Annotated in this window: 18 protein-coding genes; 11 read left to right on the top strand and 7 right to left on the bottom strand. The window is 71.4% G+C overall.

Going from position 1 to position 18634, the window contains the following annotated elements; genetic code table 11:
• Nucleotides 1–4: 4 nt before the first annotated feature.
• Genes RAH40_RS10275 through RAH40_RS10255 form a run of 5 tightly spaced genes read right to left on the bottom strand, consistent with a single transcriptional unit; the run spans nucleotide 5 to nucleotide 6390 of the window.
• Nucleotides 5–1459, bottom strand: a complete 1455-nt coding sequence (locus RAH40_RS10275) for an NADH-quinone oxidoreductase subunit C (RefSeq protein WP_306602019.1) — start codon at nucleotides 1457–1459, stop codon at nucleotides 5–7.
• Nucleotides 1456–2883 (bottom strand): proton-conducting transporter membrane subunit, encoded by a 1428-nt coding sequence (locus RAH40_RS10270; protein ID WP_306602017.1) that lies wholly within the window; start codon nucleotides 2881–2883, stop codon nucleotides 1456–1458. The genes RAH40_RS10275 and RAH40_RS10270 overlap by 4 nt, the downstream gene beginning before the upstream one ends.
• 4 nt (nucleotides 2884–2887) lie before the next feature.
• The gene (locus tag RAH40_RS10265; RefSeq protein WP_306602016.1) at nucleotides 2888–3523 is read right to left on the bottom strand and encodes a hypothetical protein; all 636 of its coding nucleotides are present in this window, start codon (nucleotides 3521–3523) and stop codon (nucleotides 2888–2890) included.
• 3 nt (nucleotides 3524–3526) lie between these two features.
• Nucleotides 3527–4453: a respiratory chain complex I subunit 1 family protein gene (locus tag RAH40_RS10260; RefSeq protein WP_306602015.1), complete on the bottom strand. Its 927-nt coding sequence runs from the start codon at nucleotides 4451–4453 to the stop codon at nucleotides 3527–3529.
• Nucleotides 4450–6390, bottom strand: a complete 1941-nt coding sequence (locus RAH40_RS10255; protein ID WP_306602013.1) for a proton-conducting transporter membrane subunit — start codon at nucleotides 6388–6390, stop codon at nucleotides 4450–4452. The genes RAH40_RS10260 and RAH40_RS10255 overlap by 4 nt, the downstream gene beginning before the upstream one ends.
• A gap of 168 nt (nucleotides 6391–6558) precedes the next feature.
• On the opposite strand from RAH40_RS10255, the gene RAH40_RS10250 reads away from it, so the two are divergent.
• The 9 genes from RAH40_RS10250 to bioA all read left to right on the top strand — a co-directional run bounded on the left by RAH40_RS10250 (nucleotide 6559) and on the right by bioA (nucleotide 13342).
• A complete protein-coding gene (locus RAH40_RS10250; RefSeq protein ID WP_306602012.1) occupies nucleotides 6559–6975 on the top strand; it encodes an organic hydroperoxide resistance protein in 417 nt (138 codons plus the stop codon).
• A complete protein-coding gene (locus RAH40_RS10245; protein ID WP_306602011.1) occupies nucleotides 6972–7457 on the top strand; it encodes a glutathione peroxidase in 486 nt (161 codons plus the stop codon). Before RAH40_RS10250 ends, RAH40_RS10245 begins: the two co-directional genes overlap by 4 nt.
• A 1-nt stretch (nucleotide 7458) precedes the next feature.
• The gene (locus tag RAH40_RS10240; protein ID WP_306602010.1) at nucleotides 7459–7917 is read left to right on the top strand and encodes a MarR family winged helix-turn-helix transcriptional regulator; all 459 of its coding nucleotides are present in this window, start codon (nucleotides 7459–7461) and stop codon (nucleotides 7915–7917) included.
• Between the two features lie 63 nt (nucleotides 7918–7980).
• On the top strand, nucleotides 7981–8922 hold the full coding sequence (gene bioB / locus RAH40_RS10235; RefSeq protein WP_306602009.1) for a biotin synthase BioB: 942 nt from the start codon (nucleotides 7981–7983) through the stop codon (nucleotides 8920–8922).
• Nucleotides 8923–8924: 2 nt separating this feature from the next.
• A complete protein-coding gene (locus tag RAH40_RS10230; RefSeq protein WP_306602008.1) occupies nucleotides 8925–10094 on the top strand; it encodes an 8-amino-7-oxononanoate synthase in 1170 nt (389 codons plus the stop codon).
• Nucleotides 10091–10669, top strand: a complete 579-nt coding sequence (locus RAH40_RS10225) for a hypothetical protein (protein WP_306602007.1) — start codon at nucleotides 10091–10093, stop codon at nucleotides 10667–10669. Before RAH40_RS10230 ends, RAH40_RS10225 begins: the two co-directional genes overlap by 4 nt.
• Nucleotides 10666–11409, top strand: a complete 744-nt coding sequence (locus tag RAH40_RS10220) for a methyltransferase (RefSeq protein WP_306602006.1) — start codon at nucleotides 10666–10668, stop codon at nucleotides 11407–11409. Before RAH40_RS10225 ends, RAH40_RS10220 begins: the two co-directional genes overlap by 4 nt.
• Nucleotides 11409–12035, top strand: a complete 627-nt coding sequence (gene bioD / locus RAH40_RS10215) for a dethiobiotin synthase (protein ID WP_306602005.1) — start codon at nucleotides 11409–11411, stop codon at nucleotides 12033–12035. The genes RAH40_RS10220 and bioD overlap by 1 nt, the downstream gene beginning before the upstream one ends.
• On the top strand, nucleotides 12035–13342 hold the full coding sequence (gene bioA / locus RAH40_RS10210) for an adenosylmethionine--8-amino-7-oxononanoate transaminase (RefSeq protein WP_306602004.1): 1308 nt from the start codon (nucleotides 12035–12037) through the stop codon (nucleotides 13340–13342). Before bioD ends, bioA begins: the two co-directional genes overlap by 1 nt.
• A gap of 1 nt (nucleotide 13343) precedes the next feature.
• Here the strand turns inward: bioA and RAH40_RS10205 are convergent, their stop codons facing one another.
• Nucleotides 13344–14627, bottom strand: a complete 1284-nt coding sequence (locus tag RAH40_RS10205) for an O-acetylhomoserine aminocarboxypropyltransferase/cysteine synthase family protein (protein ID WP_306602003.1) — start codon at nucleotides 14625–14627, stop codon at nucleotides 13344–13346.
• 102 nt (nucleotides 14628–14729) lie between these two features.
• On the opposite strand from RAH40_RS10205, the gene RAH40_RS10200 reads away from it, so the two are divergent.
• Both RAH40_RS10200 and RAH40_RS10195 read left to right on the top strand, forming a co-directional pair.
• Complete coding sequence (locus tag RAH40_RS10200) at nucleotides 14730–15173, top strand: Rrf2 family transcriptional regulator (protein ID WP_306602002.1); 444 nt, start codon at nucleotides 14730–14732, stop codon at nucleotides 15171–15173.
• Between the two features lie 71 nt (nucleotides 15174–15244).
• Nucleotides 15245–15658, top strand: a complete 414-nt coding sequence (locus RAH40_RS10195) for a hypothetical protein (protein WP_306602001.1) — start codon at nucleotides 15245–15247, stop codon at nucleotides 15656–15658.
• Here RAH40_RS10195 and RAH40_RS10190 read toward each other — a convergent pair.
• The gene (locus tag RAH40_RS10190) at nucleotides 15655–18621 is read right to left on the bottom strand and encodes a PEP/pyruvate-binding domain-containing protein (protein ID WP_306602000.1); all 2967 of its coding nucleotides are present in this window, start codon (nucleotides 18619–18621) and stop codon (nucleotides 15655–15657) included. The two genes, RAH40_RS10195 and RAH40_RS10190, sit on opposite strands and share 4 nt — an antisense overlap.
• Between the last annotated feature and the right edge of the window lie 13 nt (nucleotides 18622–18634).

Raw genomic sequence — 18634 nt, 5'->3', positions numbered from 1 at the left:
CGTTTCAGAGATCATGCCCGCAATAGGAGAGGTTGAAGCTCTTGTTGCACAGCGGGAAGTCCGAGATCTGGCCCTCCCGCATGGCCAGGGCCAGGCCCATCCAGTTGTGGAAGGAGGGGTCGACGAGCTTGTAGAGGCGGAACCGGCCCCGGGCGTCGGTGATGGCCAGGTGGAGCACCTCGCCGCGCCAGCCCTCCACCAGGGACACGCAGAAGCTCTCGGGCTCCAGGGCCGGCGGGGGGGCCGGGGCCGGATCGCAGGGGAGCTCCGCGAGGGCCGCCAGGCCCTCGTCGATGAAGCGGTGGCTTTCAGCCAGTTCCAGCCACCGCACCCAGGCGCGGGAGAAGACGTTGCCGCTCTGCGCCAGGGCGGGGACGACGGGGCGGAGCCCGTAGGGCCCGAAGGGGTGGTCCCGGCGCACGTCCAGGTCCAGGCCGCAGGCCCGGGCGGGGACCCCCACGAGGCCGATCTCCCGGGCCGCGATGGGATCCAGCGCTCCGGCGGCCTCGAAGCGGTTCATGGCCGAGGCGGCGTCCCACAGGAGCTGGACGGCCTGCCGCGTCTCGGCCCACACCCCGGCCAGGCGCGGGGCCAGGGCCCGGGCGCGGCCGGGCTCCAGGTCCATGCGCAGGCCCCCGGGCCGCAGCCAGTCCCGGCCCAGGCGGCTGCCGCACACGGCCGCGGTAAGGTTCAGCCAGTCGCCCCGCACCAGCCCGCAGAGGGCGGAGGTGGGCTGGAACCCGACGTCCCCGGCCAGGGCGCCCAGGTCTCCGGTGTGGTTCGCAGCCCGCTCCAGTTCCAGGGCCACGCCGCGCACCAGGTCCGAGCGGGGCGGCACCTGGGCGCCCGAAAGGGCCTCCAGGATCCGGCAGTGCGCCCACCCGTGGGCGATGGAGGAATCCCCGGCGGCGGTCTCCGCGTGCTTCAGGCTGAGGGGGTGCGGGCCCCCGAGCAGGGCGCGCTCGACGCCGCGGTGCTGGTAGCCCAGGACGATCTCCAGGTGGAGCACCTTCTCGCCGTGGCACTGGAAGCGGAAGTGGCCCGGCTCGATCACGCCGGCGTGGACGGGGCCCACCGAGACCTCGTGCACCTCCTCCCCGCTGGTGTGGTAGTACGCGTGGCGCCGGGGCTCGCGCACGGGCTGGAGCCAGGGATGGCCTTCCGGGACGATGCCGCCGTGCTCGGCCAGCTCCCGCTCGAAGAGGTGGGCCTGGGGGAACCTCGGCGTGAAGGCCGGATACCGCGGGCCGTCCAGGTGCGTGCGCCCCGCCAGGAGCCGGCCGTGGCCGTCCTCGGCCAGGACGGCGTAGAGGTTGAGGTCGCCGTCCGCGCAGAGGCAGGCCAGGCGCGCGCCGCCGGTGAGCCCCTGGACCACGGCCTCCCGGAAGTCCGGCCACCGGAGGTCCCGGATCTCCTTCAGGGGCAGCCTCTGCCCGTTGCGGAAGGGCTGCAGGGTCATGGGCGCGCCTCCAGCAGGGCCGCGGAGCTCCGGAGCATCGAAGCCAGGGGGCTCGGCAGCCAGAGGCCCATGACCAGGGCCAGGGCGAGGGCGGCGATGAGGGGGGCCGTGGTGCCGAAGGTGTCCCGGTAGGGGGTGCGGGCCCGCTCGCGGCTGGGCGCCCCGAACACCACCTTCACCAGCGTGTCGCTCATGGCGAGGAAGACTCCGGCCAGAAGGATCAGGAAGAGGAGCCCCGGCCAGGTCCGGCCCGGTCCCAGGGCCAGCAGGGCCAGGTTGAACTCGCTCACGAAGGGCGCGAAGGGCGGGGTGCCGGTGATGGCCAGGAAGGCCAGGAGCAGGAGCCAGGCCGACACGGGCGTGCGCCGGATGGCACCGGTGACGTACGGCAGCTGGCGGGAATCGTACGAGCGGTGGATGTTGCCCACGGAGAGGAAGAGCACGCACTTCACCAGGGCGTTGGCGGCCAGGTGGTAGAGCGCGAAGGCCGCGGCGGGTCCGCCCAGCCCTATGCCGAAGAGCAGGATCCCCATGTGCTCGACGCTGGAGTAGGCCAGCATGCGCTTGAGGTCCCCCTGGCGAACCAGGAAGACGAAGGCCCAGGCCATGGAGACCAGGCCCAGCACCACCATGAGCCCGCGGGCGAAGGGGCCCTCCCCGGCGGCGGCCATCACGGTCTGGACGCGCAGCAGGGCGAGGAAGGCGCAGCTGGTCATGCCCCCGGCCAGCAGCGCGCCCACGACCCCGGGCGTCTCGCCGTAGGCGTCGGGCTTCCAGGTGTGCAGGGGCGCGATGCCCATCTTGGTGCCGTAGCCCACCAGGCTCAGGATGAAGCCCACCCGCAGCCAGGGCCGGGAGAGGCGCGCGGCCTCCAGGCAGAGCCGGTCGAAGCGGAGGGGTTCCCGCAGGCCCCCCATGTGGGCCGCGTAGGCGATGAACAGCGTTCCCAGCAGGGCGAAGGCGATGCCCACGGAGCCGATCATGAGGTACTTCCAGGCGGCCTCCAGGGAGCGCTGGTTCTTGTTGAAGTAGATGAGCGGAGCCGTGGACAGGGTGAGGGTCTCCATGGCCACCCACACCAGGCCCGGATGGGTGGCCTGGGCCAGCAGGGAGGCCAGGCCCAGGAAGCTGAGGAAGCACGTGATGAAGATCCGGTTGTCCCGGTTGGGGCGCAGGGCCAGGTAGGCCGGGGTGTACCAGGCGCAGAGGAGGAACAGGACGCTGATGACCAGGAGGACCCAGCCGCCCATGGGATCCAGGGCGAGCCACGCGCCCGGCCTCAGGGGTCCGCGCAGGGCCGCCAGGAGCCCGCCCAGGTGGAGGACCGCCGTGGCCGGCAGGATCCGCGGCCGCCACGCCGGGCTGGGCGTCAGGAACGCGAGGAGCGCGGCCAGGAGCGGGAGGAGGATGAGGTACCAGGCCATCGCGTCAGTCCTTCAGCTTGGCCAGGTGGTGCGTGTCCATGGAGTCGAACGCCACCGAGATGTGGTTGATGACGATGCCCATGACGAAGATGCCCACGAACAGGTCCAGGAGGATGCCCGCCTCCACCAGGAGCGGCATCTCCTCCACGAGCATGAGGCCGAAGAGGTAGATGCCGTTCTCCAGCACCAGGTAGCCCACCACCTGGGTGAGGGCCTTCTTGCGCGACACCAGGAGCAGGCACCCGGTGAAGAGGGTGGCGAGCCCCGCGGGGAGCAGGAGGGGGTGGGCCGCGCCGGGCTCCAGGGGCAGGGTGTGGGCCAGCATCAGGCTCAGTGCCGTCCCCAGGGCGCAGAAGATGACCGAGGTACCGTACCCGATGTAGGGCTCGACCTCCCGCGGCGTCTTCACCTGCTTCAGGGCGCGGCGGAAGAGGAAGGGGATGAACCAGCCCTTCACGGCGACGGTGCTGACCGCCATGAGCAGGATGTGGGGATGCCGGCCCAGGCCCATGGCGATGGGCAGCGAACCCAGGATGATGCCCTGGATCACCGCCAGCCGCACCACCTTCGCCACCCGGCTGGAGGTTACCAGCGCGAAGTTGGTGAGCATCGTCAGGGCGATGAGGAGGTCGCAGAGCATCGTCTACACCAGCAGGATCAGGAAGGCGAAGGCCGAGGCCAGCACGCTGGCCACGAGGAACTGGGGCACCCGGGTCATGCGCAGGCGCGAGGTGACGCTCTCCACCACGCCCACCCCCGCCGCGAGCAGGGCCAGGCCCAGGAAATAGGCGCCCCAGTCCAGCCATGGGTGGCGGGTGCGCGGCAGGAGGGGCCCCAGGATCAGGGCCCCCAGCACCTGGAGCTTGAGGCTGGCGCCGTAGAGCACCAGGGCCAGGGGCCGCCCGGAGTGGTCCAGCACCATGGCCTCGTGGATCATGGTCAGCTCCAGGTGCGTGTTGGGGTCGTCCACCGGGAGCCGGGCGTTCTCGGCCAGGAAGACGATGGCCCAGCTCACCAGCACCAGGATGAAGGGGGCCATGGCGCGGGAGAGCCCGAAGCCCGGGGAAGCCAGCATGTCCGAGAGGGAGACGCTGCCCGAGGCCTTGGCCAGGGCCGCGAAGCCCAGGAAGAGGGCGGGTTCGGCCAGGGCCGAGAAGGTGGCCTCCCGGGCCGAGCCCATGCCCTCGAAGCTCGAGCCCGTGTCCAGGGCCGCGAGGATGGTGAGGAAGCGCGCGAGCCCGAAGAGGTAGACGAACAGCACCGCGTCCCCCTGGAAGTGCACCGGGGCCGGGAAGTGACCGAAGGGCACCAGCAGGGCCGCGGTGAGCACCGCCGCCACCGCCGCCACGGGCCCCGCCAGGAAGATGGGGGTGGTGGTGCGGCTGAAGAGGGCCCGCTTGCGGGAGAGCTTGGCCAGGTCGTAGTAGAGCTGGAGCACCGGGGGCCCCGTGCGTCCGGCAAGGACGGCCTTGACCTTGTTGATCAGGCCCGGGACGAGGGGCGAGAGCGCCAGGGTGGAAACCACCTGGAGGAGCACGTGGAGGATCCGGACCCCGGGCGTCCCGATCATGCCGCCGTCCACAGGAGAAGGAGGATGAGGGTGAGCATCACGTAGAGGAGGTACACCGGAAGGTGCCCCCCCTGGAAGAACCGGAGCCGCTCCAGCCAGCGGGACGCGAGGCCCGCGAGGGGGATGCCGGCCCGGTCCAGGACCGGGTCGGGCAGGTGGCTGGCGAAGCGGGTCGGGAAGGGGAAGAGGGTCGTGAGCCGGCGCCAGTGGACCTTGGGCCACAGCGCCCAGTGCATGCCCGTGACCAGGCCGTCCGCGAAGGAGGAGGCGGTGTACTGCATGCGGGGCGTGCCCCCCTCGAACCCGCAGTCCCAGGTGGGGACGTCGCGCTCCGAGCGGGACCGTCCCGCCCAGCGCCACAGGAGGGCGCCCAGCGCCAGGAGCAGGGCGGCCAGGATCGAGAGGGCGGGGAGGTTCACCAGGGTGCCCAGGCGGGGCAGGGCCTGCGAGCCGGTCATGCCCGCCACCACCCGGTCCAGGGCCGGGGCCGCCAGGGCCGGCGCCAGGCCGATGGCGAGGCACGCCAGGGCCAGGATGCCCATGGGGGCCAGCATGGCCCGGGGCGCCTCGCGGGCCTGGTCCGCCCCGGGGGACCGGGGCATCCCCAGGAAGGCGATCCCGTAGGCCTTGGCGAAGCAGGCCAGGGCCAGGGCGCCGATGAGGGCCAGGGACGCCAGCGACACGGCGGGCCAGGGGGAGCGGGACAGGGGCAGGGCGTGGAAGGCGGCGAGGTAGATGAACAGCTCGCTGACGAACCCGTTCAGGGGCGGCAGGCCGCAGATGGCCCAGGCCCCGGCCAGGAAGCCCCCGGAGGTCCAGGGCATCCGGTGGGCGAGCCCGCCCATGCGTTCGAGGTTCCGGGTGCCCGTGGCGTGCACCGCCGAGCCCGCGGCCAGGAAGAGGAGGCCCTTGAAGAGTCCGTGGTTGAGCACGTGGAGCATCGCGCCCGCGTAGCCCAGGACCATGATGGCGGGGTGCCCCGTACTCTTTCCCAGGGTGCCCAGGCCCAGGCCCAGGAGGATGATCCCGATGTTCTCGATGGAGTGGTAGGCCAGGAGCCGCTTGAGGTCGTGCTGGCCCAGGGCCAGGGCCACGCCCAGGATGCCCGAGAGGGCGCCCAGCGCCACCCAGGCCCCGCCCCACCAAAGCGGCGGATCCGGAACCCAGGAAAGGAGCCGGACCATGCCCAGGATCCCCGTCTTGATGAGCACGCCCGAAAGGTAGGAGGACACGTGGCTGGGCGCGGCCGCGTGGGCCGGGGGCAGCCAGTAGTGCAGCGGCAGGGCCCCGGCCTTGAGGCCGAAGCTCACCAGGTAGAGGACGAAGGCCGCCGTGCCGCGTCCGCTGGCGACGAAGCCCCCGGGTAGGGCTCCGAAGCCCAGGCCTCCGGTGGCCGGGACCGTCAGGGCGAAGGCTCCGAACAGGCACAGCGTTCCCAGGTGGGTCGTGACCAGGTAGAGCCACCCGGCCTGTCGGGCCTCGGGCTCCCGGTCCTCGGTGGTGACCAGGAAGAAGGCGGCGATGGCCATGCCCTCCCAGGCCACGAGGAAGGTGACCATGTGGGAGGCGGCGGTCAGCAGCCCCGTGAAGGCCGCCAGGATCCCCAGCAGCAGCCGCAGCCTGCGGGCGTTCTCGTGGTGGTCCTCCCAGTAGCGGACGCCGTACAGCGCGCCGCAGGCCGAGAGCGCCACGACCGGAATCAGGAAGAAGGCCGCGACGGCGTCGAAGGCCAGCGACCCCGCCGGCCCCAGGGGGGTGGCCGGGAGGGCCTGGCTCCACGCGAGGCCGAAGCAGAGGACCCGCGCCGAGGCGGCGAGGCCCGCCACCGCGGCCAGGCAGAGCAGGACCGCCGACGCGACCCCGCCCTTGCGCGGGAGGAAGAGGCCCGGGATCCCCGAAAGGGCCGAGAGTCCCAGAGCGGTCCAGTACAGGATCATGATCGCGGGCTCGCGGGTACAGGTCGTCGCATGGGTTGCATGGGTCCGTCTCGGGGTTTTTCCAGAGTCTAGCAGAGGGGGGGCCGCAGGCCGGCCTTGACAGGGCGGTGGGGGGGCGTATTGTTATCGCAAGCGACTAAATCGCTTGCGATATATAAGGGACCCGCCATGAACGCACTGTACGAAATCAAGGCTTCGGCCAACGGCGGCCGCGCCGGCCGCGTCACCAGCAGCGACGGCGTCCTGGACCTCCAGCTCGCCCTTCCCAAGGGCCTGGGCGGCCCGGGCGGACCCAATCCCAACCCGGAGATGCTCTTCGCGGCGGGCTACGCGGCGTGCTTCCAGAGCGCCCTGGGTTTCGTCGCCGGGTCCGCCAAGGTGCGCCTGGGCACCCAGCGGGTGGACGCCACGGTGGGCATCGGGCCCAAGGATGGCGGCGGCTTCCAGCTTGCGGTGAAGCTCGAGGTCTTCCTTCCCGACGTCTCCCGGGAGCAGGCCCAGTCGCTGATGGAACAGGCCCACCAGGTGTGTCCCTACTCCAACGCCGTGCGCGGCAACGTGCCGGTGGAGCTGGTGCTGCTTTGAGCGGCCTCGAGGCCTTCACGGCCACCTCCCTGAAGGGGGAGGAGATCCCCCTCTCCCGGTACCGCGGCAAGGTCGTGCTGGTGGTGAACACCGCCAGCGAGTGCGGCTTCACGCCCCAGTACGCCGGTCTGGAGCAGCTCTGGCGGGACCACCGGGACGAGGGCCTCGTGGTCCTCGGCTTCCCCTGCAACCAGTTCGGCAGGCAGGAGCCGGGGGACGAGGCCTCCATCGCGGGCGGGTGCCTGCTGAACTACGGCGTCACCTTCCCCATGTTCGCGAAGGTGGAGGTGAAGGGCCCCAAGGCCCACCCGCTCTTCACGTGGCTCACCGGCGCCCTGCCGGGGGTCCTGGGCAGCGAGGCCGTGAAATGGAACTTCACGAAGTTCCTCCTGGACCGGGAAGGGCGGCCGGTGAAGCGGTACGCGCCGTCGACCGTCCCCGCGAGGCTGGAGAAGGCGATCCTGCAGCTCCTGGGAAGGTGACATGGACCCCCTGCTCCTGGAACGCCAGCTGTGCTTTCCCCTCTACGCCGCCTCGCGGCTCGTGACGCGGCTCTACCAGCCGCTGCTGGAGCCGCTGGGGCTCACCTACCCGCAGTACATCGTCCTGATGATCCTGTGGGAGGACGCGCCGTGCGCCGTTTCGCGCCTCTGCGACCGGGCCCTGCTCAACACCAACACCCTCACCCCGCTCCTCAAGCGCCTGGAGGCGTCCGGCTTCATCACCCGCACCCGCAGTCTGGACGACGAGCGCGTGGTCCGGGTGGACCTCACCCCCCGGGGCGCCGCCCTCAAGGAGGCGTGCGGGTGCGTCCCCGGGACCCTCTTCGCGGCCCTGGGCTGCCCGGAGGAGGATCTGGTGGCGCTCAAGGAGCAACTGGACGGTCTGGTCGCGCATCTCCGGAACCTGGAGACGGGCCTGGAAAACAAGGGCGGTCTCTAGCTCGTCCGGCTGTGGCCGCGGGGCGCCCATGCTAGGCTGTGTCCTTTGTTCCAAAGGCCACCCATGACGACTCCCGCCGAGATCCGCGCCATCCATGACCTGCCCCTGCCCGAACTGGTCTTCCGGGCGGCGACGGCGCACCGGGCCCACTGGAACCCCGAGGAGATCCAGTTCTGCACCCTGGACTCCATCAAGACCGGGGCCTGTCCCGAGGACTGCGCCTACTGCCCCCAGAGCGCGCGGTACGACACCGGCCTCAAGGTCGAGCCCATGAAGGAGCTGGAATCGGTCCTGGAAGGCGCCCGCGCCGCCCGGGACCAGGGGTCGACCCGCTATTGCATGGGCGCCTCCTGGCGCGAGGTGCGGGACAACGAAGGCTTCGAGGCCGTCCTGGCCATGGTGCGGGGCGTCTCCGGGCTGGGCATGGAGGTGTGCGTGACCCTGGGCATGCTCACCCAGGACCAGGCCCGGCGCCTGAAGGAGGCCGGCTGCCAGGTGTACAACCACAACATCGACAGCAGCAGGGACTTCTACGAGACCGTGATCAGCACCCGGAAGTTCGAGGAGCGCCTGCGCACCATCGACGCGGTGCGCCGGGCGGGGCTGGAAGTCTGCTGCGGCGGCATCGTGGGCATGGGCGAGACCATCGACCACCGCATCCACTTCCTCCACGAGCTCACCCAGCTGCACCCGGCCCCGGAGAGCATCCCCATCAACCACCTGGTGCCCGTGGCCGGCACGCCCCTGGCGGACCTGCCGCCCGTGCCGCCCCTGGAGTTCATCCGCATGATCGCCACGGCGCGGATCCTGTTCCCCGCCAGCCGAATCCGCCTCAGCGCCGGGCGCACCGCCATGAGCGACGAGATGCAGGCCCTGGCGTTCCTGGCGGGGGCCAATTCGCTCTTCACCGGGGACAAGCTCCTCACGACTCCCAATCCGGGCGAGAACCACGACCGCCGCCTCATGGCCGCCCTGGGCATGAGGGTGGAAGGCGCGCGGGTCTAGGCGTGGACCCCTACCGCGACACCCTGGCCCGGGCCCTGGACGACCTGGGCCGGGCCTCGCGGCGCCGCACGCTCACGCCGGTGACCCCCCTGGACGGCATGGCGGTGGAGCGCAACGGGCGGCGCCTCGTGAACTTCTCCAGCAACGACTACCTGGGCCTGGCCCGGGATTCGCGCCTGGTGAAGGCGGATGCGGGGGGAACCGGGGCCACGGCCTCGCGCCTGGTGTGCGGCACCCTCCCCGTGCACCCGCGGCTGGAGGGCGCGCTGGCGGCGCTGAAGGGCACGGAGGCCGCCCTGGCCATGGGCTCGGGCTTCCAGACGAATGCAGCCGTGCTGTCGGCCCTGCTGGATCCGCGGGCGGCGGGCCACGAGCCCCGGGTTTTCATCGACCGGCTCGCACACGCCTCGATGTACGAGGGCCTGCGCCTGGCCGGGGTGCGCGCCCAGCGGTTCCGCCACAACGATCCGGGGCACCTGCGGGAGCTGCTGGAGCGGGGCGGGGGCACGTTCCGCATGATCCTCACGGAGAGCGTCTTCAGCATGGACGGGGATCGCGCCGACCTGCCGGCCCTGGCGGACCTGGCCGCGGAGCACGGGGCCTTCCTCTACGTGGACGAGGCCCACGCCACCGGCGTGCTGGGCCCCAGCGGCGCAGGCCTGTGCGCCGAGGCCCGGGTGAAGGGGCGCGTGGACCTGGTGATGGGCACGTTCGGCAAGGCCCTCGGGGGCTACGGGGCCTTCGTGGCCTGCGACGGCGTCCTGGTGGACTGGCTTGTGAACACGTGCCGCGGCTTCATCTTCAGCACGGCCCTGCCGCCCCCCTCGGCCGGGGCGGCCCTCGCGGCGGTGGAGCTGCTCCCCCGCCTGGACAGGGAGCGGGCCGTCCTCTCCCGCCACGCGGAGCGGGTGCGGAGCGCCCTGCGGGCCTTGGGGATCGACACCCTGGCCTCGGACACCCAGATCGTCCCCGCCGTCCTGGGCTCGGACGCCGATACCCTGGCGGGCTCGCGGTTCCTGGAGGAGCGGGGCGTTCTGGCCGTGGGGATCCGTCCTCCGACGGTGCCTCCGGGCACCGGAAGGCTGCGCCTGGCCCTGAGCGCGGCCCACACCGAGGAGGACCTCGGCCTGCTCGTCCACGCCCTCCAGGGGCTGGGGAGGGCGGGCGCGTGAGACGGATCCTCCTGGTGCACGGCTGGGGCTTCGGCCCGTCCCTCTGGGGGCCGCTGCGGGCCGCCCTGGCAGGGCCCGAGTGGTTCGAGGCGGACCTGGGGTACTTCGGGCCGGAGCGGCTGGCGTTCCCGCCGGACCTGGACCTGGTGGTGGGCCACTCCTTCGGGTGCCTCTGGGCCCTTCGGGAGCCGGCCCTGGCGGGGGTTCCGCTGGTGTCGGTCAACGGCTTCGCGCGCTTCTCCGCGGCGGGGGACTACCCGCAGGGGACCCCGGTGCGGGTCCTGGACCGAATGCTGAACCGCCTCGAGAAGGCTCCCGGCGAGGTGCTTCAGGCCTTCCACGCCCGCCTCGGCACGGCGGTGCCCCCCGGGGAACCCGACGTCCCGCGGCTCCGCGCCGACCTCCTGCGCATGCGCGACGAGGATGCGCGCGGGCTCCGCCGGCCGGTCCTGGCTTTCGGCGCCGAGGACGACCCGCTGGTGTCCATGGCCTTCCCGGGGCAGGTCTGGCCCACCGGCGGCCACGTCCTGCCGTTGACCCGGCCCCTGGACCTGGCGAAGGCCCTCCAGCCATGAGCGAGTGGAAGGAGACCATCCTGAGGCGCTTCGACGCCGCCGCCGGCACCTACGACGGGCAGGCGGGGCCTCAGCGGCGGGTGGCCGCGGCGCTGGCGGGCCAGGTCCTGGCCCTGCCCCCCAAGGCGGCCCCGGACGTGCTGGAGATCGGCTGCGGCACGGGGTTTCTCACCGGCGCCCTGGCCCCGGCCCTTCCCGGGTGCCGATGGCTGGCGACGGACCTCGCCCCGGCCATGGTCGCGGCGTGCTCCCGCCGCTTTCCCGGGGTGGATGCGCGGGTCATGGACGGGGAGGACCCGGATGTGGGCGGGCGGCGCTTCGATCTGATCGTCTCCAGCCTGGCGGTGCAGTGGTTCGGCGACCTGGCGGCGGGCCTCACCCGGCTCCACGGGCTTCTGAACCCCGGCGGCGCGCTGGCGGTGACCACCCTGGGCGCCGGCACCTTCCCCGAGTGGCGCGGGAGGTGCCGGGCCGCCGGAGTGGAGCCGGGCACGCCGGCCTACCCCACGCCGGAGGGGCTGGAGGCGCTGCTGCCCGGGTGCCGCGTCGGGCGGCGGTCCTTCCCGCTGCGGTGCGGGAGCCTCCACGGCTTCCTGGACCACCTGCGGCTCACCGGGGCCCGCACCGCCGCCCCGGGCCACGCGACGCTCTCCCCGGCCGCCCTGGGCCGGCTCCTGCGCTCCGGCGGCGGCGAGTTCCTCGCCACCTACGACGTGCTCACCGTGATCTGGAGGGCCTGATGGGAAGCGTCTTCGTGGCGGGAACGGACACGGACGCAGGCAAGACCGTCGTGGCGGCGGCCCTGGTGGCGGCCCTGGGCGCGGGCTACTGGAAACCGGTGCAGAGCGGACTGCGCGGGGCGCCCGGGGGCGACACGGCCGTGGTGGCCAGGCTCACCGGGCACCGGCCCGGGGACTTCCCGCGCCCGGCCTACGAATTCCAGGCGGCCCTCGCGCCTGACCAGGCCGCGGCGGAGGAGGGCCTGACCATCGACCCCGCCCGCATCGCCCTCCCGGAGGGCCTCCTGGTGGTGGAGGGGGCGGGGGGCCTCCTGGTCCCGCTGGACGCCACGACCCTCATGATCGACCTCGCGGCCCGCCTGGGGCTTCCTGTGGTTCTCGCCGCGCGCACCGGGCTGGGCACGATCAACCACACCCTGCTGTCCCTGGAGGCCCTGCGCCGGCGGGGTCTCCCGGTGGCGGGCATCGTCTTCAGTGGGCCGGACCATCCTCTCAACCTGGCGGCCATCGCCCGCCTCGGAGGCGCACCCATCCTGGGCCGCATCCCCTGGCTGGACCCCCTGACCCCGGCGGCCCTGGCGGCGGCCGCCGCACGGCTCGACCTGTCGCCTATCGGAGGCCGCTGATGGACCGCACCGCCCTCGCGGATCTGGACCGCTCCCTGGTGTGGCACCCCTTCACCCAGGCCCTCACCGCGCCGCCGCCCATCCCCATCCGCTCGGCCCGGGGCGCGGTCCTCACGGACGTCGAAGGCCGGGAGATTCTGGACCTCGTCTCCTCCTGGTGGGTGACCCTCCATGGCCACGGCCACCCCGCCATCGCCCGGGCCATCGGCGACCAGGCCCTGCGCCTGGAGCAGGTGATCTTCGCGGGGTTCACCCACGAGCCGGCGGTGGAGCTCTGCCGGCGGCTCACGGCCCTCCTGCCCCCGGGCCTCCGGCGCTGCTTCTTCTCGGACAACGGCTCCACCGCGGTGGAGGTGGCCCTGAAGATGGCGCTCCAGGCGCGGAGCAACCGCGGGGAGGCCCGGGACCGATTTCTGGCCTTCGACGGCGGCTACCACGGAGACACGGTCGGAGCCATGTCGGTGGGCGTGTCCTCGCGGTTCTTCGAGGCCTGGCGGTCCCTGATGTTCCCGGTGGACGTGCTGCCCGTGGCGGGCACCTGGCTGGGCGACGGGGACGTGGAGGCCAAGGAGGCCGCGGCCCTGGCCGCACTGGACCGCCACCTCGAACGCCACGGCGCGGCCACCGCCGCGGCCGTCATCGAGCCCCTGGTGCAGGGCGCCAGCGGAATGCGCATGCACCGGCCGGACTTCCTGCGCGGCGTGGTGGAGCGCATGAGGAGCCGCGGGATCCTGGTGATCCTCGACGAGGTGATGACGGGCTTCGGCCGGCTGGGACCGCTCTTCGGGTGCCTCGGGGCGGGGGTGGAGCCTGACTTCATCTGCCTGTCCAAGGGCCTCACCGGAGGCGCGCTCCCCATGAGCCTCACCATCACCACCGAGGCCGTGCACGACGCCTTCCTGGATCCCTCCACGGACCGGGCCTTCCTCCACGGCCATTCCTTCACCGCCAATCCCCTGGGCTGCGCGGCGGCGCTGGCCTCCCTGGACCTCCTGCTGGACCCGGCCTGCCTTGCGGCCCGGGCGGAGATCGAGCGGCGGCACCGCACGGATCTTGCGCGGATCGTCGCGGCGAGTCAGCACGCCGCGAGGTTGCGGGTGCAGGGGACCATCGCGGCCTTCGACGTGGTCCCGGACCTCCCCGGCCTGAACGCCCGCATGAAGCGGTTCTTCCTGGAGCGCGGGCTGCTGCTCAGGCCCCTGGGCCCCACGCTCTACCTGCTGCCCCCCTACTGCGTGACCGGGGAGCAGCTGGACAGGGCGTATTCGGGCATCGAGGCGGGGCTGGAGAGCGGCTTCACGGACTGAGTCAGGCGTTGGCCAGGCCCGCGTCCAGGGCCTCGAGGATGTCGTCGATGTGCTCGATGCCGATGGACAGGCGCACCAGGTCCGGCGTGAGGCCGCCCTCGCGCTGCTGGGCCTCGCTGAGCTGGGAGTGGGTGGTGCTGGCGGGGTGGATGATCAGGCTCTTGGCGTCGCCGACGTTGGCCAGGTGCGAGAAGAGGGGGATGCTGTCGATGAGGCGCACGGCGGCCTCGGACCCGCCCTTGATGCCGAAGATGACCATGCCTCCGAAGCCGTTCCGGAGATACTTCGACGCGAGCTCGAAGCTGGGGTCGCCGGGCAGGCCGGGGTAGCGCACCCAGGCCGCTTTTGGATGCTTCTGAAGGTGCCGGGCCACGGCCAGCGCGTTCTCGCTGTGGCGGACGATGCGCAGGGGCAGCGTCTCGATGCCCTGGAGGAAGATCCAGGCGTTGTCGGGGGAGATGGCCGCGCCCAGGTTGCGCAGGGGCACCGTGCGGGCCCTGAGGATGAAGGCCAGGGGGGCCAGGGGCGCGGGCAGGTCGATGCCCCAGCGCAGGCCATGATAGTTGGGGTCGGGCTCGGTGAAGAGGGGGTGCCTTCCGCCCTTCCAGTCGAAGGTGCCCGCGTCGGTGATGATGCCGCCGATGCCCGTGCCGTGGCCTCCGATCCATTTGGTGAGCGAATTCACGACGATGTCCGCGCCGTGCCGGATGGCCTGGAGCAGGTACGGCGTGGAGAAGGTGGCGTCCACGATGAGGGGCAGGCCGTTGCGGTGGGCCACGGCGGCGATGCCTTCGATGTCGGCCACGTCCAGCAGCGGGTTGCCGATGCTCTCGATGAAGACGGCCCGGGTCCTGTCCGTGATGGCCTTCTGGAAATTCGCGGGGTCCCCGGGATCCACGAAGCGGACCTTGATGCCCAGGGCCGGCAGGATGGCGTCGAACTGGGTGTAGGTGCCGCCGTAGAGGTTGTTGGCCGCCACGATCTCGTCGCCGGCCTGGGCGAGGGTGATGATGGCGTAGAAGATCGCCGAGGTCCCCGAGGCCAGGGCCAGGGAGGCCGCGCCGCCCTCCAACTGGGAGATGCGCTGCTCCAGGACGTCCTGGGTGGGGTTGCCGATGCGCGTGTAGATGTTGCCCAGCTCCCGCAGGGCGAAGAGGTTCGCGGCGTGTTCGGTGCTCTTGAACACGTAGGAGCTGGTGCGGTGGATGGCCACGGCGCGGCTGAGGGTGGTGGGGTCGGGAGTCTGGCCGCCATGCAGGGCGACGGTTTCGGGGCGGTAGGTCACGGGCGGCTCCTCGGGAAGGTATTCTTAGTGATAAAATAAGAATACTCAACAATGGTTCGCCGTCAAGATGATTTCTTAGTAAGAAGTGGGTATTCTGGGGCCATGAAATTCTCTTCGCGCGCCATCTACGGAATGCGGGCCCTGCTGGCCCTGGGTCGCCTGCATGGGCAAGGGCCCACCTTCCTCAAGGACATCGCGGAGGCCGAAGGGCTCCCGGGGACCTACCTGGAGCAGCTGATGGTGCCGCTGCGCAAGGGCGGGATCGTCCAGGCCGTGCGGGGGGCCCGGGGGGGCTACACCCTGGCGCGCAACCCGGCCGACATCTCCGTGCTGGCCATCCTGGAGGCCCTGGAGGGGCCCCTGACCCTGTCGGACTGCCCCGGGGGCTCGGGCTGCTGCGGAAAGCCCGAGGCCTGCACGCTTGAGGACCTGTGGGCCGAGGGTAGCCGGGCCCTGGGGGACATCTACGGCGGGATCTCCCTGGCGGCGCTGGTGGAGCGGGACCGCGCCAAGCGCTCCGACGCGGTGAGCAACTACGCGATATGAGTCTCATTCCCGATTTTTCTTGATTGTCCCGCCCTTCGCTATAAGTTGTCCTCATCATCCCGGAGGATCCGATGGACGACGCCACGCTCCAGGTCTTCGGGGACAGCCTCGAGCGATGCAGGGCGAATCCGGATTTCCTGGATCTCTTCTATGAGCTCTTCCTCGCTTCCTCCCCCAAGGTCCGGGAGAAGTTCGGCACCACGGATTTCGCGAGGCAGAAGGAGATGCTGCAGAGCTCCTTCACCCTGATGCTCCGCGCGGCCCGCCAGGACGGCCTGGGACCTCCGGAGTTCCTGGACCACCTGGCCCGGCGGCACGGGGCCGCGCAGCTGGCGATCGGAGCGGAGCTGTACGACAACTGGCTGGACAGCCTCCTGTCGGCGGTGCGGGTGGCCGACCCCGCCTGGACCCCGGAGGTGACCCTGGCCTGGGAGGCCAGCATGGGCATCGGCATCCGCTACCTGGTGTCCCGCTTCCACGCCTAGCCGCGCAGGCTGCACCCGGGCTTGAGCACGGCCCCGCGGTTCCGCCGGCCGTTGAGCGCCACCTCCAGCGGCGCCGTGAACGCCAGGTGCCGCAGGTGCTCCGTCTCGTAGGTGGCCTCCTGCGCCTCCAGCCACCCGAAGTCCAGCAGGTCCTCCTTCCCCTGGGTCTCCACCGTGAGATATCCCACTCCGAACGCCATGAGGTTCTGGAAGAAGTGCGAACCCTGCGACGGATCCACGTGCATGTCCCCCATGTCGGTCTCCACGATGCAGCGGGCGCCGGCGATCTGGGACCAGGCCACGGGGATGCCCAGCCAGGGGTCGCTGCTGCCCCAGCGGCCGGGGCCCACCAGGAGGTAGGGGCGGCCCTTGAGGCGCTTGTTGAGGTCCCCCACCTCGGAGGCGATGCGCGTGGTCAGGGCCCGGCTGAAGGTCCCGGGGCGGACGTAGACCAGGTCCTGGATGCCCTCCAGGAACCCGTTGCCCATGGCCATGCGGGAGGTGCAGATGGCGTCCCCGGGCTTGAGGGCGGCCATGGGGATGTCCTGGGCGTCGGTGCCCATGACCATGGGGCGGATCTGGAGGAAGTCGAAGGCGTGGGGCTCCCCGGGGTTCTTCGAGAGGGTGACGGCGAACTCCATCTCGACGGGGCAGGAGTTCGCGGCGGCGCCGGCCTTCAGCAGCAGGGTGAGCACCTCGCCCAGGGGGAACACCCCGCCCTTGAACACGCCGGCCATGGTCACCAGCGGCACCCCGGGACGGGAGCAGCCGTCGTAGATGGCGTCGTTGTCCGGGGAGTAGACGCCGCCCACGGGGTAGAGCGTGCCGTGCTCCCTGGCCGCGGCCAGGTCGAGGGTCGCCAGGTTGAGCATGCCGCCGTGCCCGGTGCCGTGGCTGTCCAGGTCCAGGGCGAGGAACTCCCGCTGGGCGTTCTGCAGGTAGTCCCGGGGCGAGAACCACTGGAGGGGCTTGGCGGGCTGGGCGGGGCAGAACCGCGCGCAGCGGCCGCCGTCCACCACGGTCTTGCCCAGGCCCAGGGCCACCGAGCCCACGCCCTCCTCGGGCTTCATGCCGGGCATGGGGTAGAAGTTCAGGGAGCGGCCCACCCCGGCGAAGTCGGGATACATGTAGCGGCCGTGGCGCCTTCCCGCCATCTGCTGGATCACCACCGCCATCTTCTCCTCCTCCACGCGGTTGGGCGTGGACTGGAGATAGGCCTTGGCCTCGGAATGGAACGTCGAGGCGTAGACCCGCTTCACCGCGTCGCCCAGGCGGGCCAGGCGCAGTTCCGGATCCTCCTCGTTGTTGGGGATCATGTACGTCTCGTAGATCCCCGCGAAGGGCTGGTAGGAGGCGTCCTCCAGGAGGCTCGAGGAGCGCACCGCCAGGGGGTAGCGGATCCAGTCCAGGAAGGTCCACAGGGCGTCCACCGCGTCCCGCGGCAGATCCGCGGCCAGGAAGGCCCGGGTGATGGCCTCGTTGTCCTGCTCCTGCTGCGCGAAGGCCCGCAGGCCGGGCGTCTGCATGAACTGGTCGAAGACGCTGGTGGCCAGCACCAGGGTGGGGGGCACGGCGATGCGGATGCCCGGGAAGCGGTTCTCAAGGTGGTAGGAGGTGATCAGCGAATTGACGAAGGCCAGGCCCCGGCCCTTGCCGCCCAGGGAGCCCGTGCCCAGCCGAACGAAGCGGCTGCTCCCCTCGAAGCCCGTGGGTGAGAACTCCGCCACGACGCCCGCGCCTGCCCGGGCCCGGTGGGCGTGGAGGGCGTCCAGGATCCGCGAGCGCAGGTCCTCGCCCTGCGGGTTCTGGGCGATGATCCGGGCCAGCGTCCCGCTCAGCTCGAACTCCGTGCGCACCAGGAGCCACTTGCTGAAGTCGCCGCGGTGGGCGTGGAACTCGAGGCTCTCGATGGGCACCGCCTGCACCGACCACTCCAGGCTGCGGAGGTCGTCGGCCTTGGAGACGATGGCGCCGTCGGTGTTGCGGAAGATGAACTCGCCGAAGCCCAGGTAGTCCTGCATGAAGGTCCGCAGCTCCTGGCGGAGGTCCGGGGAGCGCTTGTCCACGAAGGTCACGGTGGACTCGGGCCCGGGGTCCCAGAATTCGGAAGTGGACTGCACCAGGATGGGGAGGTCCGGGCTGCGCTCGGCCACGATCTTGGCGAAGGCCGGTCCCGCCGCGAAGTCCATGCGCCCGCCCCGGGGGAAGGCGATGTCCAGGATGACCCCCACCAGGTCCTCCCGGTACTTTCCGTAGAAATCCATGGCCTGCTCGAAGGTGTGGGCCAGGAGGATCTTGGGCCGGGCGCGGCGCCGGATGATGCGCTGGGAGCGGTTCACCCCCTCGGCCATGAGGGTCAGGGTCTGCTTCATGACCTCCGTGTAGAGCTCGGGCAGGTTCGCGGAATAGAAGGGGACGTTGTCCTCCACCACCAGGATGCACTTGACGCCGGCGAGCCGGGCGTCATGCCAGGCGTTCAGGCGGTCCTCCACCGACTTGATCATGGCCAGGAACAGCCGCACGTCCCCCAGCCATACGAAGACGTCGTAGATGCCCTTCAGGTCCGTGAGGGGCTGGAGCTGCGCCAGTTCCCGCAGGCTGCTGGCCAGGAGGATCACCGGCAGGCCCGGCGCCCGTTCCTGCACCCGCTCCCCGAACTCCCGGACGTTCATCTCCCCCACCCGCGGCATGGAGATCACCAGGTCGAAGTCCATGCGCGAGATGAGGTCGAGCGCCTCCAGCGCCGTGGACACCCGCTGGATATGCGGGGAATACTGCAGGTTGAGTTCCATGAACTCGTTGAGCAGCATTTCCGAGAGGCGGCCGTCCTCGATGAAGGTGTAGCTGTCGTAGAGGCTGGTCACCAGGAGCAGGTTGTTGACCCGCCTCGGGATCAGGGAGTCGTACAGGGTCTCGGTCTGCTCCGGGATGCCGAGGAGGTCGTCCAGGATCCGGTCTCGCATGGTCTTTTCCGGG

Source organism: Geothrix sp. 21YS21S-2 (genome assembly GCF_030846775.1).
GTDB lineage: Bacteria > Acidobacteriota > Holophagae > Holophagales > Holophagaceae > Mesoterricola.
This window is presented reverse-complemented; position numbering and strand designations above follow the sequence as displayed.

Coding starts and splice junctions, on each gene's coding strand:
- RAH40_RS10275 (WP_306602019.1), bottom strand. CDS start 1,459: ATGACCCTGCAGCCCTTCCGCAACGGGCAGAGGCTGCCCCTGAAGGAG.
- RAH40_RS10270 (WP_306602017.1), bottom strand. CDS start 2,883: ATGGCCTGGTACCTCATCCTCCTCCCGCTCCTGGCCGCGCTCCTCGCG.
- RAH40_RS10265 (WP_306602016.1), bottom strand. CDS start 3,523: ATGCTCTGCGACCTCCTCATCGCCCTGACGATGCTCACCAACTTCGCG.
- RAH40_RS10260 (WP_306602015.1), bottom strand. CDS start 4,453: ATGATCGGGACGCCCGGGGTCCGGATCCTCCACGTGCTCCTCCAGGTG.
- RAH40_RS10255 (WP_306602013.1), bottom strand. CDS start 6,390: ATGATCCTGTACTGGACCGCTCTGGGACTCTCGGCCCTTTCGGGGATC.
- RAH40_RS10250 (WP_306602012.1), top strand. CDS start 6,559: ATGAACGCACTGTACGAAATCAAGGCTTCGGCCAACGGCGGCCGCGCC.
- RAH40_RS10240 (WP_306602010.1), top strand. CDS start 7,459: ATGGACCCCCTGCTCCTGGAACGCCAGCTGTGCTTTCCCCTCTACGCC.
- bioB (WP_306602009.1), top strand. CDS start 7,981: ATGACGACTCCCGCCGAGATCCGCGCCATCCATGACCTGCCCCTGCCC.
- RAH40_RS10220 (WP_306602006.1), top strand. CDS start 10,666: ATGAGCGAGTGGAAGGAGACCATCCTGAGGCGCTTCGACGCCGCCGCC.
- bioD (WP_306602005.1), top strand. CDS start 11,409: ATGGGAAGCGTCTTCGTGGCGGGAACGGACACGGACGCAGGCAAGACC.
- bioA (WP_306602004.1), top strand. CDS start 12,035: ATGGACCGCACCGCCCTCGCGGATCTGGACCGCTCCCTGGTGTGGCAC.
- RAH40_RS10200 (WP_306602002.1), top strand. CDS start 14,730: ATGAAATTCTCTTCGCGCGCCATCTACGGAATGCGGGCCCTGCTGGCC.
- RAH40_RS10195 (WP_306602001.1), top strand. CDS start 15,245: ATGGACGACGCCACGCTCCAGGTCTTCGGGGACAGCCTCGAGCGATGC.
- RAH40_RS10190 (WP_306602000.1), bottom strand. CDS start 18,621: ATGCGAGACCGGATCCTGGACGACCTCCTCGGCATCCCGGAGCAGACC.